This window comes from Salinivibrio sp. VGrn1, from assembly GCF_009377995.1.
GTDB lineage: Bacteria > Pseudomonadota > Gammaproteobacteria > Enterobacterales > Vibrionaceae > Salinivibrio > Salinivibrio siamensis.
The window spans coordinates 213,929-235,603 of sequence record NZ_SATA01000005.1; the positions used below are offsets into that span (position 1 = coordinate 213,929).

Here is a 21,675-nt window from a genome sequence, read left to right on the forward strand (position 1 = left end):
CAATATGATAATACGCCCTTACCTTTCCCGCACGTTTACGCCAAGCGTTCGCTCGGTCTGGCTCATATTATTGACACTGATACTAAGCGTTGGCTCGGCGCAGGTTGCCGCAAAGAGTACGCTGACCGATATCGCGGTGAAGCGCCTCGACAATGGTGATGCTAGCGTCTCGCTGACGTTTTCTGACGCCGCGGTAGCGGCTGACTTTCGCCAACCGACGCCTCAGCAAGTCATGCTACGTTTGCCGAATGTGCAGCTTAAACCGGCACTGCTGGCGGTCCTCGATACTCGCCGTCGTCAGACGCCCGTGACTGAGATTGAAACCTTTCAGGCATCTGAACGTGCCCGCATCGTAATGCGTGCTGAGCAAGCCGTGGAGTTTGATTACCAGCAGCAAGGAAAAGTATTGACCATCCGCGTGTCTGCGGCCAGAAAAGCGCTTTCCGCGACCGCCTTAGCGCAAAAAGGGGCGGCGATCTCGATTAACTTTCAAGATATTCCGGTCCGTACCGTGCTGCAACTGATTGCCGAGCAGAATGATTTTAACCTGGTGACCTCGGACTCGGTGCAAGGCAACATCACCATGCGCATTGATGGTGTGCCTTGGCAAGATGTATTGGATGTGATTTTGCGCGTAAAGGGGCTGGATAAACGCCAACGGGGGCAAGTGATGCTCGTTGCCCCTCGCCGAGAGCTCATGGCACAAGAAAAGCAAGCGCTCGAAATGCGTCAGCAAGCGGACGCCTTACTGCCACTGAGCTCAGAAGTGCTCACGGTGAACTATGCCAAAGCGAGCGATATCGCCGCACTGATTAAAGGACAAGGTGAAGGGGTCAGTTTACTGTCGCCCAGAGGGGCGGTATCGCTTGATGAGCGAACCAATGCGTTGATCATTAAAGATAATCAAAAGAATCTAGCCCGCATTCGCACCTTGGTTCGTCACTTGGATGTGCCCGTTAAGCAAGTCGAAATTGAGGCACGTATTGTGACGGTCGAGCAAGGTTCAGTGGACGAATTAGGCGTGCGTTGGGGGCTGTTGAATCGAAATGGCTCAACCACGGTTGGCCCGTCTGTGGAAGGTAACTTGATGTGGGATAGCAATGTCACTGGGCAAGGACCTGAAAGCTTAAACGATGCGGCGACAGACGGGGCAAATATTGGCGACTTCCTCAGCGTGAACCTGGCCGCTGCTAACCCCTCGGCCTCAAGCATGGCCTTGCAAGTGGCGAAGCTTGGCAATGATCTTCTGCTCGACTTGGAGCTGTCTGCGCTTGAAAGCGAAAGGAAAGCAGAAGTGGTATCGAGCCCCCGACTTATCACCACCAATAAAAAAGCGGCCTATATTGAACAAGGGACTGAGCTACCTTACCTTGAGGCGTCCTCTAGCGGTGCGGTGGCGGTGTCTTTTAAAAAAGCAGTGCTGAGTTTATCGGTGACCCCACAAATCACGCCCAACAATACGCTGGTTTTGGATTTAAAATTAACCCAAGACATGCCCGAAAAAGCCGTGGTGGCCGGGAAAGGCGAAGCGATGTCGATCAGTACCAAGCGCATTAATACCCAAGTGCTGGCGGAAAATGGTGAAACCGTGGTCTTAGGGGGGATCTTTCAGCAAACCATGATCAATAAAGAGACCCAAGTGCCGCTGCTGGGGGATATTCCGTTGGTTGGCAACTTGTTCAAGCACCAATTAAAAGACCATGCAAAACGCGAACTTCTGATCTTTGTGACCCCTAAAATCGTCACAGACTAGGTTAGGTGTTGCCAAAGGGGTCACTGTCCTGAGATAATTTTTAATCTGATCACGAAATATCTGTGAGGAATTGGCGCCTCGGGCTTTTTTCATTAAGCCTGCGGGCGGTGTTGTCTTATTTAACCGCGCGTAAAATTGCTTAAAATGGCTGAAAAACGAAACATCTTTTTGGTAGGCCCTATGGGGGCTGGTAAAAGCACAATTGGTCGTCATCTCGCTCAGCAACTTCATATGGAATTCTATGATTCTGATTCAGTGATTGAAGATCGTACTGGAGCAGACATTGCATGGGTATTTGACGTTGAGGGTGAAGAAGGTTTCCGTAAACGCGAAGAAAACGTGATAAACGACCTCACTGAAGAGCAAGGTATCGTTCTCGCGACTGGCGGTGGCTCGATCATGAGCAAAGAAAGCCGCAACCGTCTCTCTGCTCGTGGTGTTGTGGTGTATTTAGAAACCACCATCGAGAAGCAGCTGGCACGCACCCAACGCGATAAGAAACGACCATTATTACAAACTGACCAACCACGTGAAGTGCTTGAGTCGTTAGCGGAAGAGCGTAATCCTCTTTATCAAGAAATTGCTGATTATGTTGTACGTACTGACGATCAAAGTGCCAAAGTGGTGGCCAATCAAATCATGGCTCTGTTAGAGCAGCAATAACCAAACACAGGACCCGACCATGGAACGGATAGACGTTAACCTAGGGGCACGTAGCTACCCTATCTCGATCGGTGAAGGGCTGTTAGCTGATGCTAGCCTATTTGGGAGCGTCCATTCGCGTCGGGTTGCTGTCATCAGCAACGAGACAGTGATGCCGTTATACGGCGATGCACTGGTCTCAACCTTAAAACAGGCAGGCGCAGCGGATGTCGCTCGCTTGAGCCTACCCGATGGTGAGGCTTACAAGTCTTTAGAGACATTTAACACCATTAACACCTTCCTATTAGAAAACAATTACAACCGTGATGTGGTACTCGTTGCACTGGGCGGCGGCGTGATTGGTGACATCGTTGGCTTTGCTAGCGCCTGTTATCAGCGCGGGGTAGACTTTATCCAAGTGCCCACCACATTACTGGCGCAGGTGGACTCGTCGGTTGGTGGCAAAACCGCCATTAATCATCCACTGGGTAAAAACATGATTGGGGCTTTCTATCAGCCTCAAGCGGTCGTGATTGATACGCAGGTGCTTAGCTCTTTACCGCGTCGTGAATTTGCCGCGGGCATGGCCGAAGTGATTAAGTATGGCATTATTGCCGACGCGCCTTTCTTTGATTGGCTCGATAGCGAAATGGCTGCACTGACAGCGCTCTCGCCGGATGCGCTACGTTATGCGATTCGCCGCTGTTGCCAGATAAAAGCCGATGTGGTCGCACAAGATGAAACCGAGGCGGGTGTCCGTGCACTCTTAAACTTGGGTCATACGTTTGGCCATGCCATTGAGGCAGAAATGGGATACGGCAACTGGCTGCACGGTGAAGCGGTCTCAGCAGGGACGGTGTTGGCGGCTAAAACGGCACAGCAACACGGTCTGATTGAGCCAAAAACTGTGTCACGCATCACTGCCTTGCTGGAAAGTGCTGATCTTCCCATACAGGCACCCAGTGAGATGAACTACGATGCTTTTATTAAGCACATGATGCGTGATAAAAAAGTGCTTTCAGGACAGTTGCGCCTGGTTTTGCCGACAGCGATAGGCCAGGCTCAAGTGGTTGCAGATGTGCCCCATCAGTGTATTGCTGATGTGATTGATGCCGGTTAACCATTGAATGCATGACAGACACTTTTGATACCTTAACCTTGGATCTGGAAAGCCAAACCCAGCTCCTTTCTCGACTGCAATTTATTACCCGCTTTAGTGCCAACTTGATCCAAGTGACTGGGCCTGAGGGGGCGGGTAAAACCTGGCTCAGTGAGCGCTATATGGAGCAGTGGGCAGATGCCCATGTTCATGCATTATTGGCGTGCCACACCGCTCAGAGCGATGCACAGCGCCGCGCTATCTTGCTGCGGCAAATTGTTAAAGATGGGGTGTTTAACGAAGCCGACCCGCTCATTGATAGCCTCACCATGATGCTCGATGGTGGTGGGTGCGATGCCTTATTGGTGATTGATGATGCGCATCGTTTGACCCCCGGTTTGTTGTCAGAGTTGTGGGCCTTGGTACAGCACGCCCAGCACCAAGCCAATTGGCGTATCAACGTGGTGCTTTTCTCGCTACCTGGAAAGTTGAACAAGTGGCTAGGCCAGGTGTCTTACGGGCACGAGCAAAAACCCCTGGAGCTCGAAATCTCTCCCCTCAACGAGGGAGAAGCTGAGATGTTTATTGATGTGCTGGCGGTCACCCAGCGCATCGGTGGCGAGAAAAAGAAACAGTGGTTAGCCAAACTTGCCAATCAAACCGTTTACCCCGGCACCATTATGGGAAAGGACAATCAGGAGACAGGCGCTGTGAGTAAAGATAAGAAAAAGCCCGCTAAAAACAACAAACCCTTCTTAATGCTGCTCCTTGCGGTGGTATTGATGATCGTCGGCGCGGGGGTGATTTGGTGGGTATTTCCAAGCCAGCAAGGTGACGCTGCGTCAGAAGCGGTGCTTCCTGAAGGGCTCAAGAATTTAGATGATTTGCTCAGTGAACAAGAGGAGCAAGCGATCACTGATCCGCAAACCGCGACCCAAACAGGCACACAACCTAGTGCGTCTAACGCGGATGCGGGGAGCGAGACGATGACGTCGCCATCAGCCGATAATGGTGCGGTAACGGAAGATCAGGCGACCCTACCAGACGATATTAATGGTGAAGGGCTGACTGTTGGGCGCAGTGATGAAGGACAGCGTGTTGTGGTGCCCGATGATGTGGTCGATGCGATTATTGACGAACAAGATGCTGGAGGAGACGGCACTGACGCCGTTGATGAGCCATTAGCCAGCGAAATCAGTGAGGCGGTGCCTGCGCCTGCGGCACCACAAACCGCTGCGGATGACGTCGCGAACGCGGGTCAAACAACCGATGAGGGCGCAACGGCATCGGCTACAAATGCCGATTCAGGCAATCGCAGCCAAGACACTCCTAGCCAAAATGAGAGTGGGCGAAATGGGTTGCCTTTAGCGCCACAAGCTTTGCTCAATATCCCTGCCCAGCGTTATGCCCTGCAATTGGCCGCCCTGCAATCTCGGCAAGATGCGGTTGCCTTGATTGAGGATTATCAATTGGCTGATCGCGTGCAGGTGTACCAAACGCAGCGCAATAATGCGACTTGGTATATGGTGCTATTGGGTGACTATGCCAGTGTGACTGAGGCTCGTCGTGCTGAACTAAACTTGGCGGATAATGTCCGTTCACTGCAGCCTTTTGTGAAATCATTCAGTCAGATCCATCGCGAAATTAACCGAGCAAATGGCCAGTAAAATCCGCTGATTGATGAAGCAAAATAGGGTACAATCCGCCCCTTTTCAGACCGCAGAGATAGACTAGGGGCAATGAGAAAGCATCGCGCGTTTCTAAAGTGGGCGGGAGGTAAGTACTCACTGGTCGATGACATTCGTCGTCATCTTCCTGAGGGGAACACGCTGATAGAGCCCTTTGTTGGCGCCGGATCGGTGTTTCTCAATACCGATTATGACCACTATATCTTGGCGGACATCAATCCCGATCTGATCAACTTATACAACATTATCAAGCAAACCCCGATGCGGTTTGTGGCTGATGCGCGCGCGTTTTTTTGCCAAGAGTACAACCAAAAAGAGCGTTATTTGGATGTGCGTCGTGAGTTTAATCTCACCACGGATCCCTACTTACGCTCGTTGTTTTTCCTCTATATGAATCGTCACGGCTTCAATGGCTTGTGTCGTTACAATAAAAAGGGTGGCTTTAATGTGCCCTTTGGCTCCTACAAAAAACCTTACTTTCCGGAAAAAGAGCTCGCGGTTTTTGCCGAAAAAGCGCAACGGGCAGAGTTTGTTTGTGAAGGGTATGCGGAAAGCTTTGCCCGCGCCAAGTTAGGCGACGTGATTTACTGTGATCCGCCCTATGCGCCGCTTACCGCCACGGCGAACTTTACCACCTATGCTACCAATGGCTTTACGCTGGACGATCAAGCCTTACTGGCCGAACACGCTGAACAGGCCTCTGTCAGCCAAGGGATCCCGGTTCTTATCTCCAACCATGATACGCCTTACACGCGTCGGCTATACCGTGGCGCGTCGTTTAACGTGGTGAAAGTCAAGCGTACCATTAGCCGTAATGGACAAGGCCGGAATAAAGTGGACGAGCTACTGGCACTGTTCGACCCGCCATCGCCTACTCTGTGATGCTTCTTATCCGTCTTGGGCCATTAGGTCAACACACTGACTAACGCCAGCAAGGCAGCGACAAAGATCCCAATCATCACCACACCGGTGATGATATACGCCGCCGGCGAATCATGGCCAAAATCTCGTTCGCGATTTTGTTGCGATTGGACGCCAAACAATGCCGCGATGACGCTCTTCATAACGTCAGTGAGTCTAGGTTTGCTGTCCATGATGCCTCCTTTTTTGGCGCCTCTGTTTACTCTAGTCAAGCCACGATAACTTGTCAGTGTTAGCGAGGAGAAAACCGTGAACGGGTAAGACTTCGTGGCCAAAATCGGGTAGAATTGCGGCAACTTTTTGGTAACTGAGGCGACCGTGCTATGAAGGATTTTTTGATCGCGCCATCGATTTTATCTGCTGATTTTGCGCGACTGGGTGAAGAAGTGGACAAGGTGCTCGCCGCGGGGGCGGACGTGGTCCATTTTGATGTGATGGATAATCATTATGTCCCCAATCTCACCTTTGGTGCCCCGGTTTGTCAGGCGTTACGTGACTATGGCATTACCGCCCCCATTGATGTCCACTTGATGGTTAAACCCGTCGACAGGATTATTCCTGATTTTGCCAAAGCGGGCGCCAGCATGGTCACCTTTCATGCAGAAGCCAGTGAGCACATCGATCGTACCTTGCAGTTGATTAAAGAGCATGACATGCAAGCGGGCTTAGTCTTTAACCCGGGCACGCCGTTGCATTATCTCGATTACGTGATGGATAAGCTGGATATGATCTTGCTGATGTCGGTCAACCCAGGCTTTGGGGGGCAGTCGTTCATTCCCACCACGCTTGATAAACTCCGAGCCGTTCGACAGCGTATTGATGCCAGCGGTCGAGACATCCGTCTCGAAATCGATGGTGGCGTAAAAGCGAACAACATTGCTGAGGTTGCTGAGGCAGGCGCAGATATGTTTGTGGCGGGCTCCGCCATTTTTGGTAAGCCAGATTACAAGGCCGCCATTGATGAAATGCGTGCCGAACTGGCAAAAGTAGAAAGGTAGTTGAAGTAGTATGAGCCTGCGTTATATTGCATTTGATTTAGACGGCACCTTAGTCGATAGCGTGCCAGATTTGACCCAAGCGCTGCAGATGATGTTAGCCGATTTGGACAGACCCACAGTGAGCGTTGCGGAGGTCACCGGCTGGATTGGTAATGGTGCCGATATTATGATTCGTCGTGCATTATCGCGTGCACATAATCACGATCCCGATTTAGACCCAGCCTTGGTGGCGCAAGCCAGAGAGCGCTTCAATTTCCATTATGAAAACAATGGGCACGAAAAGACGGTGCTGTACCCTGGGGTGAAAGACACCTTGAATCACTTACACCAGCAAGGCTATCAACTGGGGGTCGTCACCAATAAGCCCTACGCCTTTGTGCCGGCCATTTTAGCTGATTTAGGCCTGGCCGAATTATTTACCGATGTGATCGGTGGCGATAGTTTGTCGACCAGCAAGCCCGATCCTGAAGGCCTACACCTGCTGCGCGACAAGCACGGATTAACCAATGCCCAGATGTTGATGGTCGGTGATTCAAAAAATGATATTTTGGCGGCCCAGAATGCCGGATTCGCCTCCGTCGGCCTGACCTATGGCTACAACTATGGTGAGCCCATCAGTGATAGCCGACCTACCTATATCTTAGACAACTTTAGTGAGTTAGTTTCTGTGGTTGCCAACCACCCCGTATAACGCGTTTAATAAGTCAATAAGACCGCCCCCACGGGCAATATGTAAAGGAATCAAATCATCATGAGTCAACCTTCAAAACCCATTGTATTGAGTGGTGTGCAACCCTCTGGCGAGCTGAGTATTGGTAACTATCTGGGCGCGTTGCGTCAGTGGGAACAGATGCAAGATGATTATGACTGCCAATATTGCGTGGTGGATTTACATGCGATCACCGTCCACCAGGATGCTGACGCGTTACGCGAAGCCACGCTTGATGCCTTAGCGCTTTGCTTGGCAGTGGGGGTGAGCCCAGAAAAAAGTAACCTGTTTGTGCAGTCACACGTGCCTGAACACGCGCAACTGAGTTGGGTACTTAACTGCTACACCCAAATGGGTGAGTTAAACCGGATGACCCAGTTCAAAGACAAGTCGCAGCGTCATGCTGAGAACATTAATGCGGGGCTGTTTGGCTATCCGGTGTTAATGGCGGCAGATATCTTGTTGTATCAAACTAACCAGGTGCCCGTTGGTCATGACCAAAAGCAACACCTGGAGTTGGCGCGCGATGTGGCGACTCGCTTTAACAACCGTTATGGCGATGTGTTTGTGCTCCCAGAGCCCTACACGCCTGATGTCAATGCGCGGGTCATGAGCCTACAAGATCCGACCAAAAAAATGTCTAAATCGGACGATAATCGCAACAATGTGATTGGTTTGCTGGAAGACCCTAAAGTGATCGCGAAAAAGATTAAACGTGCGGTGACTGACTCCGAAGAGCCACCACGGGTGCGTTTCGATATTGCGCAAAAGCCAGGGGTGTCTAATCTGCTTGGACTATTGTCGGGCGCCACGGGTGAGTCGATTGACGCGCTCGAGCAAGCCTACGAGGGCAAGATGTACGGGCATTTGAAAAAGGATACGGCCGATGCGGTGGTCGCTATGCTTGAGCCGTTGCAAGCGCGTTATCACGAGTACCGTGCCGATCGCGCACTGCTTGATAGCGTGATGCAAAAAGGGGCAGCCCATGCTTCGGCGCGCGCGCAAGAGACACTGCGCAAAGTCTATGACGCGGTTGGCTTTGTTCCACGCGTGTAGTGGGTCACTAAAAGATGACAAAAGCAGCGGGTGAAAGCTCGCTGCTTTTTTTTAACATAACTGAACCAGCTTCTCACTTCTAATTACTTCATCAATAATCGCTGATTCCGGTGCGATTCATATCACGTCATATCCTGTATCTATCATGAATAATACACTCGATTTTCGAGTAAACACTCAATTACGTGAAGGAACAGGTATGAAAAAGCCAATGATGTGGTCACCGCTTGCGCTGGTAATGGCGGGGATTGCACTGCCCGCGGCGGCAAAAGCGCCACTTACCGAGAGCTACCAATGTGGGGTGACCACCCCGACCCCCATTTATGCCATTCAAGGCGACGGGGCGCGGAGCCCGCTTGTCCCGGATGGCAAATATAGCTCAGACAAAACTTATGCCGTGCAAGGGGTGGTGACGGCGGTCACTCAGGGATTGTATAAAGGAGTCTGGATTCAAGATCCGCAAGGTGATGGCAACCCTGCCACGTCTGACGGGTTGTTTGTCTATTTGCGTGACGCGCAACACTTAGCGTTGGCGCCCGGCGACACCCTTTGTGCCAGCGGTAAAATTAAAGAGTACTACGGGCATACCCAGCTAGGCGTCACGGATGAACAGGTGGCAAAAGGGCCTTACCAAGGTGATGTGCTACCTACTGCCATCCGTGTGGGGGCAGAGGAAACCCTTGATCAGGCACTGGAGCGCTATGAAGGCATGAAGGTGACCATGGACGCTGACAGTGAATTAGTGATCACCCGTAACTTTGGTTTTGACTACGATGCGTTCCGTAACAACATGGTGTTATCGCATCAGGCACCTTTGTATAAACCGACACAATTGTATCCAGCATTAACACCAGGCGCTGAGGCGTTGGCAGAGAAAAATGCCCAAAACCAGCTTTATATTGAAACCGACCAGAAAGCGAAAGATGGCGAGATCCCGTACTTCCCTGGCCTTGATGCTGAGCAAGGCTATTTGCGGATTGGCGATCGCATCGAACGGTTGAGTGGTGTGCTGGGCTATAGCTACAGCCAGTATCGTCTGGTGGCGACTAACACGATCACCGCTGGGGATACTGTGCATCGCAATGACCGTCAAACGGCGCCTAAGACGGTACCTGGCACAGATATTAAGGTCGCGAGCTTTAATGTGCTTAACTACTTTACTAGCGCCAGTGCGGTCGGTGGCCCACTCAATGTGACCTGTGAAGATCAAGCCGACGCGGATGCGAGCCGTGGCTGTAATCGTGGCGCAAAAACCGCGGCTGAGTTTGAACTGCAACGCTCGAAAATCGTTAACGCATTGACGGCAATGGATGCTGATATCGTTGGGTTGATGGAGATTGAAAACAACGGCTTTGCAGCGGGTAGTGCCATTGATGATCTGGTGACTCAACTCAACGCCCAGTTTGCTGACCCCCGTGATCACTACCAATTTGTTGAACCGAGTGAGGCGGAGAAAAATCAAGGCGCTTACTTTGGCTCTGATGCCATCATGGTAGGCATGATTTATCGTCCTGCGACAGTGGCATTAGCAGGCAATGCCCAGGCTATCCCAATGCCCGAGCAGCATATCAGTGGCGAAAGCCCAGACGGAGAAACCAAGGCACTTGACAAATACCAGCGTGATAGCTTGATCCAACGCTTTATGATTAATGATCAGCCTCTTAGTGTGGTGGTGAATCACTTCAAATCAAAAGGCTCGGGCTGTTATGAAGATTGGGTTGCCGGCGAGTTTGATAGTGAAACGGCTGATCTGCAGGGCCGTTGTAATGAGTTCCGTGTCTCGGCGGCGGTGGCATTACGTGACCGGTTAAACACCGTAGAGGGTGATGTCCTGATCTTAGGTGACTTGAATGCGTACGCGCAAGAAGATCCTGTTCGTGTGCTGACGGACTATCAGCGTCGCGAGGGTCAGCGCGATATTCTCACCGCTGCGGGCACGGAAATTCGTGGTGTGCCTATGCATGCAACCGGCCAACCGGTGGAAGAGGGATTGGGGTATACCAATTTGGCCACCGACTGGTTAGGGGACAAAGCCTATTCGTATTCGTTCTCTGGAGAGCTGGGTGCGCTCGATCATGCTTTGGCCAATGCCAGCTTGGCAAGCAAAGTGGTTGGCGTAGAAGAGTGGCACATTAACTCGGTAGAAAGCACGCTGTTTGAATATAGCCGCCAGTATACGGGTGATTTGGTGAAATCGGACAATGCGTTCTCATCCTCCGATCACGATCCTGTCTTGATCTCGCTTGACTACCCAGAGCCTGTGGTGCCTGTTTCTGTGACCGTGAACAATCGCAGCATTTTACCGATTGTGCCGCTGCTTAACGGACAGAAAAGCCCGGTTCATGCGTGGATGAAATGGCGCGCGACGCGCACGTTCAACCAAGCCAGCCCTTTGGTTCAATCCTTGGCGTTAAGCGCAGATGATCGTATTGCGGTTGCGGTGAAAGCCTTGGGGTTGTTCCCTGTATACTGTGGCAGCGCCCCCGCTGATACACCGATGACAGTGACATACACTGGCTTTCGCTGTCAGTTAAATCGTTAACCAATAAGCGTCGTCCCTAGCTCACGCTAGGATGACGCCCTATAAGCACTGTGTTAGCATCATGCCGGTTTTCAATCGCATGGCCGCGCACAGTGCTTCTTATCATCGATAACTACGACTCGTTTACCTACAACCTGTATCAATACTTTTGTGAATTGGGCGTATCTGTTTGCGTCAAACGCAATGATGCGATTAGCTTGGCGGAGATAGAGGCGATGGCACCCACGCATATCGTGGTCTCGCCAGGCCCGTGTACCCCAGATGAGGCTGGGATCTCGCTGGCGGTGATTGAGCACTTTGCGGGAAAGATCCCCTTGTTAGGTGTCTGTCTGGGCTACCAAGCCCTAGCGCAAGTATTTGGTGCTAAGGTGATACGCGCGAGGGCAGTGATGCATGGTAAAACCTCGCCCGTTGATCACGAAGGACAAGGTGTCTTTGCGCATTTGCCAAGCCCGCTTACCGTCACGCGATATCACTCCTTAGTGGTAGATCCACACAGCTTACCTGCTTGTTTGATGGTAACAGCGACCACCACGGAGGCGGATGGACGTGAGATCATCATGGGGTTAAAACACCGAGAGCTCGCGGTGGAAGGGGTCCAATTTCATCCAGAAAGCATCCTCACCCAAGAGGGACATGCGTTACTGGCTAACTTTCTCCAGCAATAAAGCCGACAGGATCAAGGCGCGACAGTTTTAAGCGCCATTACCTCGGGGCATCCCAGTCGTGCCCGCTATTACACCCTCTTGCACAAAATGGCGATCTTTATCACTAATTTTACATTTCGCGATTTTTGACTGCCTTATCAATGGCTGCAACCTTATGCAACCTGGGTGTTGTCTCCCTTCAGTCTTGCCTATTTGGCATCATAGCCTTGCTCGCTCTGCGCTTCTCTCTGCTCACAGTTTATGCATAACTATCTCTGTAAACTGCATGAGATCGGTTACCCTGCTGAAAACAAAACATAATCTGCTATTGCCGCGGTTAAAATAATGTAAATACTATGCGTCATAGATAAAACACAGAAGGATTGAGTGATGACAATGGAGCACAAAGTAGAACGTAAACTCTTCGATGAAGTCATGGTGCCATGTTACAACCCAATGCCGATGATCCCAGATCATGGTAAAGGGTCGCGCATCTGGGATCAGGAAGGTCGAGAGTATATCGATTTTGCCGGTGGTATCGCGGTGAGCTGTTTAGGCCATTGTCATCCGGTAATGGTGGATGCACTGACCGAACAAGCACAGAAGCTGTGGCACCTGAGTAATGTGATGACCAATGCCCCTGCGTTGCGCCTTGCTAAACGCCTCACCGAGCTGTCTTTTGCCGACCGCGTGTTTTACGCGAACTCAGGCGCCGAGGCGAACGAAGCCGCACTGAAACTGGCGCGTCGCTGGGCAAAAGAAGAGCACGGCGAGCACAAAAGTGAAATCATCGCGTTCACCAAAGGTTTCCACGGTCGTACCTTCTTTACCGTCACGGTAGGGGGACAGCCCGCTTATTCCGATGGCTTTGGCCCCAAGCCTGGCGATGTGACCCACCTTCCCTACAACGACATCGCCGCATTGGCCGACCATATCTCCGATCGCACCTGTGCGGTGATGATGGAGCCATTGCAAGGTGAGGGCGGCATCGTGCCACCGGAGGCAGGCTTTTTGCAGGCCGTGCGCGAGCTGTGTGATAAGCACAATGCGTTGTTGATTTTCGACGAAGTCCAAACCGGCAATGGCCGTACTGGCACCTTCTATGCCTATCAAGAATCAGGGGTCGAGCCGGACATTCTGGCGACCGCTAAATCATTAGGTGGCGGGATCCCCATTGGTGCCATGCTTACCACCGAACGTCTCGCGGCACATATGAAACCTGGCGTTCACGGCTCCACCTATGGCGGCAACCCACTGGCGTGTGCCGTGGCAGAAGCGGTGGTCAATGAAGTGACCAAGCCTGAAGTTTTAGACGGTGTGATTGAGCGAGAGCAATGGTTCCGTGACGGTTTAGAAGCGATTAACGATAAGTACGGTATCTTCAGTGAAGTCCGTGGCAAAGGCTTGCTACTCGGTGCGGCACTGAATCAAGACTGGGAAGGCCGTGCCCGCGATATTTTGGTTGCCGCGGGTGAAGAAGGCCTGTTGGTATTAGTCGCCGGCCCAAATGTGGTGCGTTTTACCCCCTCATTGGTGATTACCAAAGCTGATATTGAAGAAGGGATGGCACGCCTAGAGCGCGCGATTGCGAAGGTCGTTGCAGGATAAGCGACCTCATACACTCGGAGGGATTTGAGATGTTAGTTATTCGGCCTATCCGTGCATCAGATTTTGATGCACTGATGTTGTGTGCGGAAGCGTCCGGCCATGGGTTTACCTCGTTGCCGGTGGATGCCGATTTGCTACAAGGGCGAATTGATAATTCGCTAGAAAGTTTTGCCAAAAAGGTGACAGAGCCTGGCCCGGAAGGCTACTTGATGGTCGCTGAAGATGTAGAAACGGGTGAGATTGCTGGGACAACAGGCATCGAGGCCGCGATTGGCCTCGACAACCCATTTTACAGTTACCACCTGACGAAGGTGGTGCACTCGTCGCGCAAACTGAATGTGCATAACATCGTGGAAGTGCTGACGTTTGGCAACAACTACACCGGCACGACAGAGATCTGCACCTTGTTTATGCGCCCTGAGTTTCGTGGCGGCCTAAACGGCAAGCTCTTGTCCAAGTGTCGATTTTTGATGTTGGCACAATTTCCAGAGCGTTTCGCAGACGTGGTCTTTGCTGAAATGCGTGGTGTGTCTGACGACGAGGGGAACTCGCCGTTTTGGCAATGGTTGAAGGATAACTTCTTTAACATTGACTTCACGTTGGCTGACTATCTCACCGGGATTGGGGCGAAAGGCTTCATTGCTGACCTGATGCCAAAATTGCCGATTTACGTGAGCCTGCTTAGTGAGGAGGCGCGAGCGGTGATCGGGCAAGTGCACCCAAATACCCGCCCAGCGTTGCGCTTGTTGGAAAAAGAAGGCTTTTCGTGCCGTGGTTATGTCGACATCTTTGATGCCGGCCCCACGGTGGAATGCTTACGTCACAATATCGAATCCGTGCGTCATTCTTTTAACGCCTCGGCAAGCGTAAGAGAGCACAGCAGCGCGCAGGACTATTTGATATCGAACACGGACTTTGCCGGTTTCCGCGCCACGGCGGCGAAAGCGGCGGTGGATCATGAAACCAATCAGGTGGTGATCAGCCCCGCGGTAGCAGACGCATTGAATGTAAAAGAAGGCGATCAGCTGCGTTTGATTGCCATGGAGGGATAAGATGACAAAGCAATCAGCAGGCCATCTGATTAACGGTGAATGGGTGAAAGGCGAGGGCGAGGTGATGACCTCGCAAAATCCCTTTGATAGTCAGTGTATTTGGCAAGGTGAAGAAGCGACGCGCCCCCAGGTTGAACAAGCGGTTAGCGCCGCACGTGAAGCCTTTCTTCGTTGGCGTAATACTGAATTTGCCGAGCGCCAAGCGCTGGTTGAGCGCTTTGCCGAGATAGTGAAAGCGAATACGGATGATTTAGCGCGCACCATTGCGGAAGAGACGGGCAAACCATTCTGGGAAACCAAAACCGAAGTCGGTGCCATGGTGGGAAAAGTGGCGATCTCGGTGCGTGCCTACCACGAGAGAACGGGCTCACGCGAGAAGGACGTCAATGGCACGCAAGCCGTGTTGCGCCACCGCCCGTTAGGTGTGATGGCGGTCTTTGGTCCTTACAACTTCCCGGGTCACCTGCCTAATGGTCACATTGTGCCTGCGCTTTTAGCCGGTAACAGTGTGGTATTCAAGCCGTCAGAGTTGACGCCGAAAGTGGCGGAGAAAACACTGGCGTATTGGCTAGAGGCGGGGCTGCCACATGGCCTTATCAATTTGGTGCAAGGTGGCCGTAATACCGGTGAGGCGCTCGCGCAAGCGCGCGGCATCGACGGACTGCTATTTACCGGTAGCGCCAATACTGGCCATATTCTCCACCGCCAGTTTGCCGGTCAGCCTGATAAGATGCTCGCACTTGAAATGGGGGGAAATAACCCCTTAGTGGTCAGTGATCAGTTTGGTGATTTAGAGGCCACCGTGTATACCATCATTCAGTCAGCGTATCTTAGCGCCGGCCAACGCTGTACCTGCGCGCGCCGCTTGCTGCTGCCTGAGGGGGAAGTGGGTGACAAGATCTTGACGCGCCTAGCTGAATGGACAAAAACCGTGCGTGTAGGCGGTCAGTTTGATGATCCGGCCCCGTTTATGGGCGCACAGATCTCAGTGGCAGCAGCGGAAGGCATCCTGGCGACACAACAAAAGCTTGTTGATCTGGGCGCGAAGCCAGTGATTGAGTGTGAACATCAGCATGATGCGGTGATCTCGCCAGGGATCTTGGATGTCAGTGGTATCCAAGACTTACCGGATGAAGAGTATTTTGGCCCGTTGTTGCAAGTGCAGCGTTACCAGGATATGGCCGATGCGGTCACCAAAGCCAATGACACCCGTTATGGATTGTCTGCCGGGCTTATCAGTGAAGACGATGGTGAATGGCAGTATTTCCTTGACCATATTCGTGCAGGGATTGTTAACCGCAATCGTCAACTGACCGGAGCCAGTGGCGATGCGCCATTTGGCGGGCCAGGTGCTTCGGGGAACTTACGCCCTAGCGCGTATTACGCGGCAGATTATTGTGCTTATCCCATGGCATCCATGGAGGGCGAGCAGGTGATGCTTCCCGAGACGTTCGCCCCCGGTATACCGACTCAACAGGACTAAGGAGAGCAACATGGACAGTGGCCAAGCGTTATTCGACAAACTGTGGCAGGACTACATCAACCGCCTGTGCCCTTCGGCACATAAGGTGCATGCCTTATTAGAGGAAGGGCAACCTTTGATCAATGATCATATTGCCTTACGGACATTTGGTTTGCCTAAGGTTGGGCTAAAGGTACTCGCGCGTCCATTTCTCGCCTTGGGGTATCAGCAAAAAGGTGACTATACCTTTGAAGCGAAAAAGCTCAATGCTTGCCATTTTGAGCACCCCGATCCCTTGATGCCGAAAGTCTTTATCAGTGAGTTGATGGTCGAGCAATGCTCGCCCGCGCTTCAGGCGATTGTTGAGAAGCTGGTGGCACAAGTTGATGCGTCGTCACTTACAGGCAGCGATTTTCTCCATCAGGGCCGCCTATGGGATATTGATTGGGCAACCTATCAAACGCTTGCCGAAGAGAGTGAATATGCGTCTTGGGTGGCGGCACACGGTTATGGTGCGAACCATTTTACCGTGAGTGTGAATCAGCTGAATGCGCATGATGATTGCCTCTCGGTGAACAACCGATTGCGCGATAATGGCTTTGCGATTAACGAGTCAGGCGGGGAAGTCAAAGGGGATGCATCTGTGTATCTGGAGCAATCCTCCACCATGGCGGACCGCGTGCCCGTTACTTTCTCCGATTGCACGCAAACCATCCCGGGTGGCTTTTACGAGTTTGCTAAGCGTTATGTCCTGCCCAATGGTGAGCTTTACCAAGGTTTTGTGGCTGCTTCGGCAGACAAAATCTTTGAAAGCACCCATTAGTGCGTCACGCATTGCTTATCGACATCATGGGAAAAGGGAGCGTGTGATACGCTCCCTTTTTTATCGTCTATTGGGCCTCGATGTCGAGCCAAAACGTGTCTGGAATCGCTTGTGTTTCGTTGCTTAAATGCGGGTTATCGACTCGGATGACAGTACGCTCACCAATGTTCGCCTTTTCAAAGGTTTCCTTAACTAAAGGCGCATTATTGAAAAACTCGATAAATGATCCGTCTTGATACGCCGCTTCAAAAGCGCTATTTAACATCTCGGCGACGTCAGCATGTTGCGGAGACACAAACAGGAACATTGGAAAGCGATAGATCAGCATCAGGTGTGGGTCAACTAACAGATTACCGTATTGCGGCCGCTCGGCTAATTCACTAAAAGGCTCAATCAAGGCACGAGGGAAGAGATCGGCCCGGCCCGTATCAACCACTTTGAAAATGTTTTCAAAGCTCGATATTTCACGTACGCGAAATCCCGCTGAGTTAAGCACCTTGACGTCGGCCCAACCTTGTCCCTGAATCATAGTCAGAGACTGCAAGTCACTCGCGCTACTTATCTGAGCAAGTTGGGGCTCGGTGGCTTGGTTGGTAATAAACAGGCGGTGGCCGAGTAAGCCACGAAACACGGGATAGCGAACGGGGATCAATTCAGCTTCCAGTGTACGGTCGGCACCAAGCCAGTCGACGGTGAGCTTGCCTTGCTTGAGCATTTCCACCTTACGAGATTGAGAGCCAATTTGGCCGTCAAAGGCTTGTAAGGTAACAGATCCTCCCGACTTTTCGGCAAGAAACTCGATGAGCTCAATGGCATAGAGATCAAGCGCCGAGCCGGCGCGTGGCTCGGGGTGGACAATCGTCGTATTGGACGCAGCATGGACTGAAAACACAGAGAGCGCGAAGGCGGTGAGGGTAACCATGAGTTTTTTCATAAACGACACCTTGTTAATTTTATGTTAACCATGTCGTTTTGAGTGTAGAAGCAATCCGCGTGCTTGCCAGATAATGGAGATAAAAAACCGACGCCAGGGCGTCGGTTGGTGATACAGAGAGCGGCGCGATTAGCGTGTGCCGTATACCACGATGGTTTTACCGTGTGCGGAAATGAGGTTTTGCTCTTCCAGCATTTTAAGGATACGTCCCACTGTTTCGCGTGAGCAGCCAACGATTTGGCCAATTTCCTGACGGGTGATCTTAATCTGCATACCATCAGGATGCGTCATGGCATCAGGCTGCTTCGCCAAGTTCAATAGGGTTTGTGCAATGCGCCCTGTGACGTCCAGGAAGGCAAGATCCCCCACCTTTTGGCTCGTTACCTGCAAGCGGCGCGCCATTTGTGAGGACAAGCGCATCAAGATATCAGGATTCACTTGGATAAGCTGGCGGAACTTTTTGAATGAAATTTCTGCCACTTCACACGGTGATTTGGCGCGTACCCAAGCAGTGCGCTCTTGGTCTTCTTCGAAAAGCCCGAGCTCACCGATGAAGTCACCTTGGTTAAGGTAAGACAGGATCATTTCCTTGCCTTCTTCATCTTTGATCAGTACGGCCACAGACCCTTTCACGATGTAATACAAGGTCTCCGCCTTTTCACCAGCATGGATAAGCGTGCTTTTCGACGGATACTTATGAATATGACAATGTGAAAGGAACCACTCGAGTGTAGGGTCTGTTTGAGGTTTTCCTGGAACCATATAACTTATTTCCTCTGCATGTGTTGCCCGGCAACAACGTCCTATCTTTGTCTGAGGGGTAACCCATCAGATCATTGCACAGAATACGAAGTCTGAACGCGGGCTACAAGCTCACTGTATGTTAACAAGAGTGTATCTTTTTTTGTTGGTGATTTCTTGATTTTGATCTAGGCCAACCGCCTAAAAAACTGGCAAAAACGTGGCTAAGATCACGGCTTGAGAAGTAATACATCATGAATGCGCTACGCCTCAGCCAATCTTGCCTTTTTCTATCAATTGCTGAATCAATGGACGGATGATCAATTCCATTGCAAAGCCCATTTTTCCTCCCGGCACCACTAAGGTGTTATGGCGCGACATAAACGACCCAGTGATCATTTGCAACAGATAAGGGAAGTCGACGTTTTTCATGCCACGAAAGCGGATCACCACAAAGCTTTCATCCAAAGACGGAATCCCTTTGGCATTTAATGGGTTTGAGGTATCTACCGTGGGAACGCGCTGAAAGTTGATATGGGTGCGAGAAAACTGCGGGGTGATATAGTGCAGGTAATCATCCATTGAGCGCACAATCGAGTCGGTCACCGCTTCACGAGAATGGCCTCTATCGCGCGTATCGCGGACAAATTTTTGAATCCACTCTAAGTTGACGATGGGGACCATACCAATCAAGAGATCGACGTGCTGCGCAACGTTGACGTCACCGTCGACCACGCCGCCGTGCAATCCTTCGTAAAACAATACATTGGTATTGTCGGCCAAGTCTTGCCATGGCGTGAAGGTACCAGGCATTTGGTTATAGGGCACCGCTTCATCAAAGGTATGTAAGTAGCGGCGGTACTTCCCGGTGCCTTGGTCACCATACTCACGGAAAAACTGCTCTAGCCGCGGGAAGTCGTTGGCGGTGGGGCCAAAATAGCTGATATGTTTACCCTGCTCACGCGCTTTACGGATCTCGACGTCCATTTCGGGACGGGTAAAGCGATGAAAGCTGTCCCCTTCTAGCCAAGCCGCTTTGATGTTCATCATTTGGAACATCTTTCGGAAGGCTTCCGAGGTGGTGGTGGTGCCGGCTCCTGACGAGCCGGTGACCGCAATAATTGGATGTTTAGCCGACATGACGCGCCCTGTCATTCAGTCTGAATTTGTATCGCGATACGGCGAGTACTGCGATGCTAGGATCCGAGTGCTGCTTTACGACGAATATCCACTGTCTCGTGCAACTCAGAATACACAATCACGGCTTCTCCGGATTGCAGTTGTTGGCGAACGTCCTCCACTTTTTGTGCAAAGCTGACTTCTTGCTCACCATAATCGGTTCCTTCCCGTAACACAAAATGCTCAATTAAACCTGTGAGTGTCTCGTCGGGAATCGATTGCCATGGAACCATCATACTACATCACCTTTTATCGATCTCAGGATGGCATGCTAGGGTGCCTGATGTGAATGTTGTGAATTGGCTCGCATTTTACCCGATCATTCCGCGTAATGCAGTGGTTCTCTACGCTTTCTTGATCGTGCGCGTGTCACTCACACGATCCGAATGAGGTGATTGTACGGGTAGATAAGTGGCAAGCCAGTGGGGGACGGCGTGCTCAAGCCAAAACTGTGGCTGTCGCCAACTACCGGCGACAAAGCCAACATGGCCGCCATGCTCAGTGAGTTGGTAATCAATGTTTGCGGGTAACGGGGACGTAGGGATCACCGCGTCGGTCATAAAAGGGTCGTCTTTGGCATGAATAATCGCCAGTGGGGCCTTGATGGTGTCGAGCACCGATAAACCACTGCAGGCGCGATAATAGTGGTGGGCATCGTCAAAGCCATGAAGCGGAGCGGTGACGGTTTGGTCGAACTCGAACAGGGTGTTTATCGCCGGGCGCTCCCCCGCGTGCCATCGGCCTACTTGCTGATGCCGTGTGAGCTTTTCCGCCAGGGTTTGTCGCATCGAGCGCAATAAATAGGCTTGATAAACACGGGAAAAGCCTTGCTGGATACGCATCGAGCACGCGGCAAGATCAAGTGGCGGTGACACGGCGCAACCACAGGTCACGATGGGATCATCGTGATAGTCGGCCAGGTAGCGCACCAGCATATTTCCCCCCAAAGAGACCCCGACCGCGCCAATTTGACTCTCTGGATAGGTTTGACGCAAATGGGTTAAGAAGGCGCGTGCGTCCTGGGTTTCTCCCGAGTGATAGGTCCGCGCGGCACGATTGAGGCGGCCACTGCAGCTGCGAAAGTGCATCACCACGCCGCACCAACCTTGGCGTTGGAAGGCCGCGAGCAAGCCGTTAGCATACGGGCTGTCAAAACTGCCTGCTAAGCCATGGAATAAAACAACAATCGGCTGTCCAGGTTGCGGCTGATGCGTCCACGCCAGATCAACAAAATCGCCATCGGGCAGGTCAAATTGCTGCCAGCGAGGGGTGAAAAGCGGGGCACGACGCAGAAAGCGAGGCAACAAGGTTTGCAGGTGCGCATTCCGCGCGCTGGGAATGGGTTTAAACGGTGTCATCATGGTTGCTTCCCTGTTCCTCGGCGGGTGTCACCTTCAGTGATGTGTATAGGTTGCGTGCTGATGGTGACAACTGACGGCAATAGTAGGCGAGAGGAGAGGCGCTGTCCGTGAGCCAGGTTTGACGATTCAGGGCATCGACTAAATCTTGCTGTTGGAATTTTTCTAAGCTGAGCTCGAAGTTAAGCATTTTTTTATATTGCCCACTCCCGACACGCGGCTTGATGTCACGCCGTAAATGACGGTAAGCAATCAGTAAGTGCTCAGAGCGGCTCAATGCGTGCTTCAGTTGTGTGAGGCTCTCGGGCGCAAGACCATAGCCGTGCTGTTCAATCCAGGCGAGTAATAAGGCAAGGTTGACGTTGCCTTGATGCTCGTCTTGGAGCCTGAGGCAAGCTTGCTTCACCTCTGGCTTGCCATAATGATGTAAACAAAACTGCCATAGGTCGGCGGGGTTCGCCAT

The 21,675-nt window shown here is 51.8% G+C and carries 21 protein-coding genes; 14 read left to right on the forward strand and 7 right to left on the reverse strand.

The genetic code is table 11. The features are described 5' to 3' along the window. Positions 1–4: 4 nt before the first annotated feature. The 5 genes from EHW56_RS09935 to dam all read left to right on the forward strand — a co-directional run bounded on the left by EHW56_RS09935 (position 5) and on the right by dam (position 6,064). Entirely contained in the window at positions 5–1,753 is a 1,749-nt protein-coding gene (locus tag EHW56_RS09935; RefSeq protein ID WP_152795859.1) for a type IV pilus secretin PilQ, read from the forward strand. Between the two features lie 144 nt (positions 1,754–1,897). After that, the gene (gene aroK / locus EHW56_RS09940) at positions 1,898–2,416 is read left to right on the forward strand and encodes a shikimate kinase AroK (RefSeq protein ID WP_025739049.1); all 519 of its coding nucleotides are present in this window, start codon (positions 1,898–1,900) and stop codon (positions 2,414–2,416) included. 19 nt (positions 2,417–2,435) lie between these two features. Further along, the gene (gene aroB / locus EHW56_RS09945; protein ID WP_077578255.1) at positions 2,436–3,515 is read left to right on the forward strand and encodes a 3-dehydroquinate synthase; all 1,080 of its coding nucleotides are present in this window, start codon (positions 2,436–2,438) and stop codon (positions 3,513–3,515) included. An 11-nt stretch (positions 3,516–3,526) separates the two neighbouring features. Further along, entirely contained in the window at positions 3,527–5,161 is a 1,635-nt protein-coding gene (locus EHW56_RS09950; protein WP_152795857.1) for an AAA family ATPase, read from the forward strand. Between the two features lie 72 nt (positions 5,162–5,233). Beyond that, a complete protein-coding gene (dam, locus tag EHW56_RS09955; protein ID WP_046074762.1) occupies positions 5,234–6,064 on the forward strand; it encodes an adenine-specific DNA-methyltransferase in 831 nt (276 codons plus the stop codon). Positions 6,065–6,087: 23 nt separating this feature from the next. On the opposite strand, the gene EHW56_RS09960 is transcribed toward dam, so the two are convergent. Then, complete coding sequence (locus EHW56_RS09960) at positions 6,088–6,276, reverse strand: DUF2970 domain-containing protein (RefSeq protein ID WP_046074763.1); 189 nt, start codon at positions 6,274–6,276, stop codon at positions 6,088–6,090. A 150-nt stretch (positions 6,277–6,426) separates the two neighbouring features. Between EHW56_RS09960 and rpe the strand changes: the two genes are divergently transcribed. The 9 genes from rpe to EHW56_RS10005 all read left to right on the forward strand — a co-directional run bounded on the left by rpe (position 6,427) and on the right by EHW56_RS10005 (position 17,000). After that, positions 6,427–7,101: a ribulose-phosphate 3-epimerase gene (gene rpe / locus EHW56_RS09965; RefSeq protein ID WP_152799551.1), complete on the forward strand. Its 675-nt coding sequence runs from the start codon at positions 6,427–6,429 to the stop codon at positions 7,099–7,101. A gap of 10 nt (positions 7,102–7,111) precedes the next feature. Further along, the gene (locus EHW56_RS09970) at positions 7,112–7,792 is read left to right on the forward strand and encodes a phosphoglycolate phosphatase (protein ID WP_077578257.1); all 681 of its coding nucleotides are present in this window, start codon (positions 7,112–7,114) and stop codon (positions 7,790–7,792) included. Between the two features lie 60 nt (positions 7,793–7,852). Further along, the gene (gene trpS / locus EHW56_RS09975; protein ID WP_077578258.1) at positions 7,853–8,866 is read left to right on the forward strand and encodes a tryptophan--tRNA ligase; all 1,014 of its coding nucleotides are present in this window, start codon (positions 7,853–7,855) and stop codon (positions 8,864–8,866) included. Between the two features lie 199 nt (positions 8,867–9,065). After that, on the forward strand, positions 9,066–11,408 hold the full coding sequence (locus EHW56_RS09980) for an ExeM/NucH family extracellular endonuclease (protein WP_152800424.1): 2,343 nt from the start codon (positions 9,066–9,068) through the stop codon (positions 11,406–11,408). 92 nt (positions 11,409–11,500) lie between these two features. Beyond that, the gene (locus tag EHW56_RS09985; RefSeq protein WP_077578260.1) at positions 11,501–12,076 is read left to right on the forward strand and encodes an aminodeoxychorismate/anthranilate synthase component II; all 576 of its coding nucleotides are present in this window, start codon (positions 11,501–11,503) and stop codon (positions 12,074–12,076) included. Between the two features lie 369 nt (positions 12,077–12,445). Further along, positions 12,446–13,663 (forward strand): aspartate aminotransferase family protein, encoded by a 1,218-nt coding sequence (locus tag EHW56_RS09990; protein WP_046074769.1) that lies wholly within the window; start codon positions 12,446–12,448, stop codon positions 13,661–13,663. 29 nt (positions 13,664–13,692) lie between these two features. Further along, positions 13,693–14,715, forward strand: a complete 1,023-nt coding sequence (gene astA, locus EHW56_RS09995) for an arginine N-succinyltransferase (RefSeq protein WP_046074770.1) — start codon at positions 13,693–13,695, stop codon at positions 14,713–14,715. Position 14,716: 1 nt separating this feature from the next. Then, positions 14,717–16,198 carry a succinylglutamate-semialdehyde dehydrogenase gene (gene astD, locus EHW56_RS10000; protein ID WP_152799547.1) on the forward strand — a complete coding sequence of 494 codons (1,482 nt, stop codon included), beginning with the start codon at positions 14,717–14,719 and terminating at the stop codon, positions 16,196–16,198. 10 nt (positions 16,199–16,208) lie between these two features. Next, on the forward strand, positions 16,209–17,000 hold the full coding sequence (locus EHW56_RS10005) for a DUF1338 domain-containing protein (RefSeq protein ID WP_046074772.1): 792 nt from the start codon (positions 16,209–16,211) through the stop codon (positions 16,998–17,000). Between the two features lie 67 nt (positions 17,001–17,067). Here the strand turns inward: EHW56_RS10005 and EHW56_RS10010 are convergent, their stop codons facing one another. The 6 genes from EHW56_RS10010 to EHW56_RS10035 all read right to left on the reverse strand — a co-directional run bounded on the left by EHW56_RS10010 (position 17,068) and on the right by EHW56_RS10035 (position 21,675). After that, the gene (locus EHW56_RS10010) at positions 17,068–17,934 is read right to left on the reverse strand and encodes an ABC transporter substrate-binding protein (protein ID WP_152795851.1); all 867 of its coding nucleotides are present in this window, start codon (positions 17,932–17,934) and stop codon (positions 17,068–17,070) included. A gap of 129 nt (positions 17,935–18,063) precedes the next feature. After that, positions 18,064–18,696 carry a cAMP-activated global transcriptional regulator CRP gene (gene crp / locus EHW56_RS10015; RefSeq protein WP_002535199.1) on the reverse strand — a complete coding sequence of 211 codons (633 nt, stop codon included), beginning with the start codon at positions 18,694–18,696 and terminating at the stop codon, positions 18,064–18,066. 249 nt (positions 18,697–18,945) lie between these two features. After that, positions 18,946–19,815 carry a phosphoribulokinase gene (locus EHW56_RS10020; protein ID WP_046074773.1) on the reverse strand — a complete coding sequence of 290 codons (870 nt, stop codon included), beginning with the start codon at positions 19,813–19,815 and terminating at the stop codon, positions 18,946–18,948. 56 nt (positions 19,816–19,871) lie between these two features. Further along, positions 19,872–20,090, reverse strand: a complete 219-nt coding sequence (locus EHW56_RS10025) for a YheU family protein (RefSeq protein WP_046074774.1) — start codon at positions 20,088–20,090, stop codon at positions 19,872–19,874. A gap of 108 nt (positions 20,091–20,198) precedes the next feature. Continuing rightward, entirely contained in the window at positions 20,199–21,215 is a 1,017-nt protein-coding gene (locus EHW56_RS10030) for a hydrolase (RefSeq protein ID WP_077667461.1), read from the reverse strand. Then, positions 21,199–21,675 (reverse strand): TIGR02444 family protein, encoded by a 477-nt coding sequence (locus EHW56_RS10035; RefSeq protein ID WP_101494672.1) that lies wholly within the window; start codon positions 21,673–21,675, stop codon positions 21,199–21,201. Before EHW56_RS10035 ends, EHW56_RS10030 begins: the two co-directional genes overlap by 17 nt.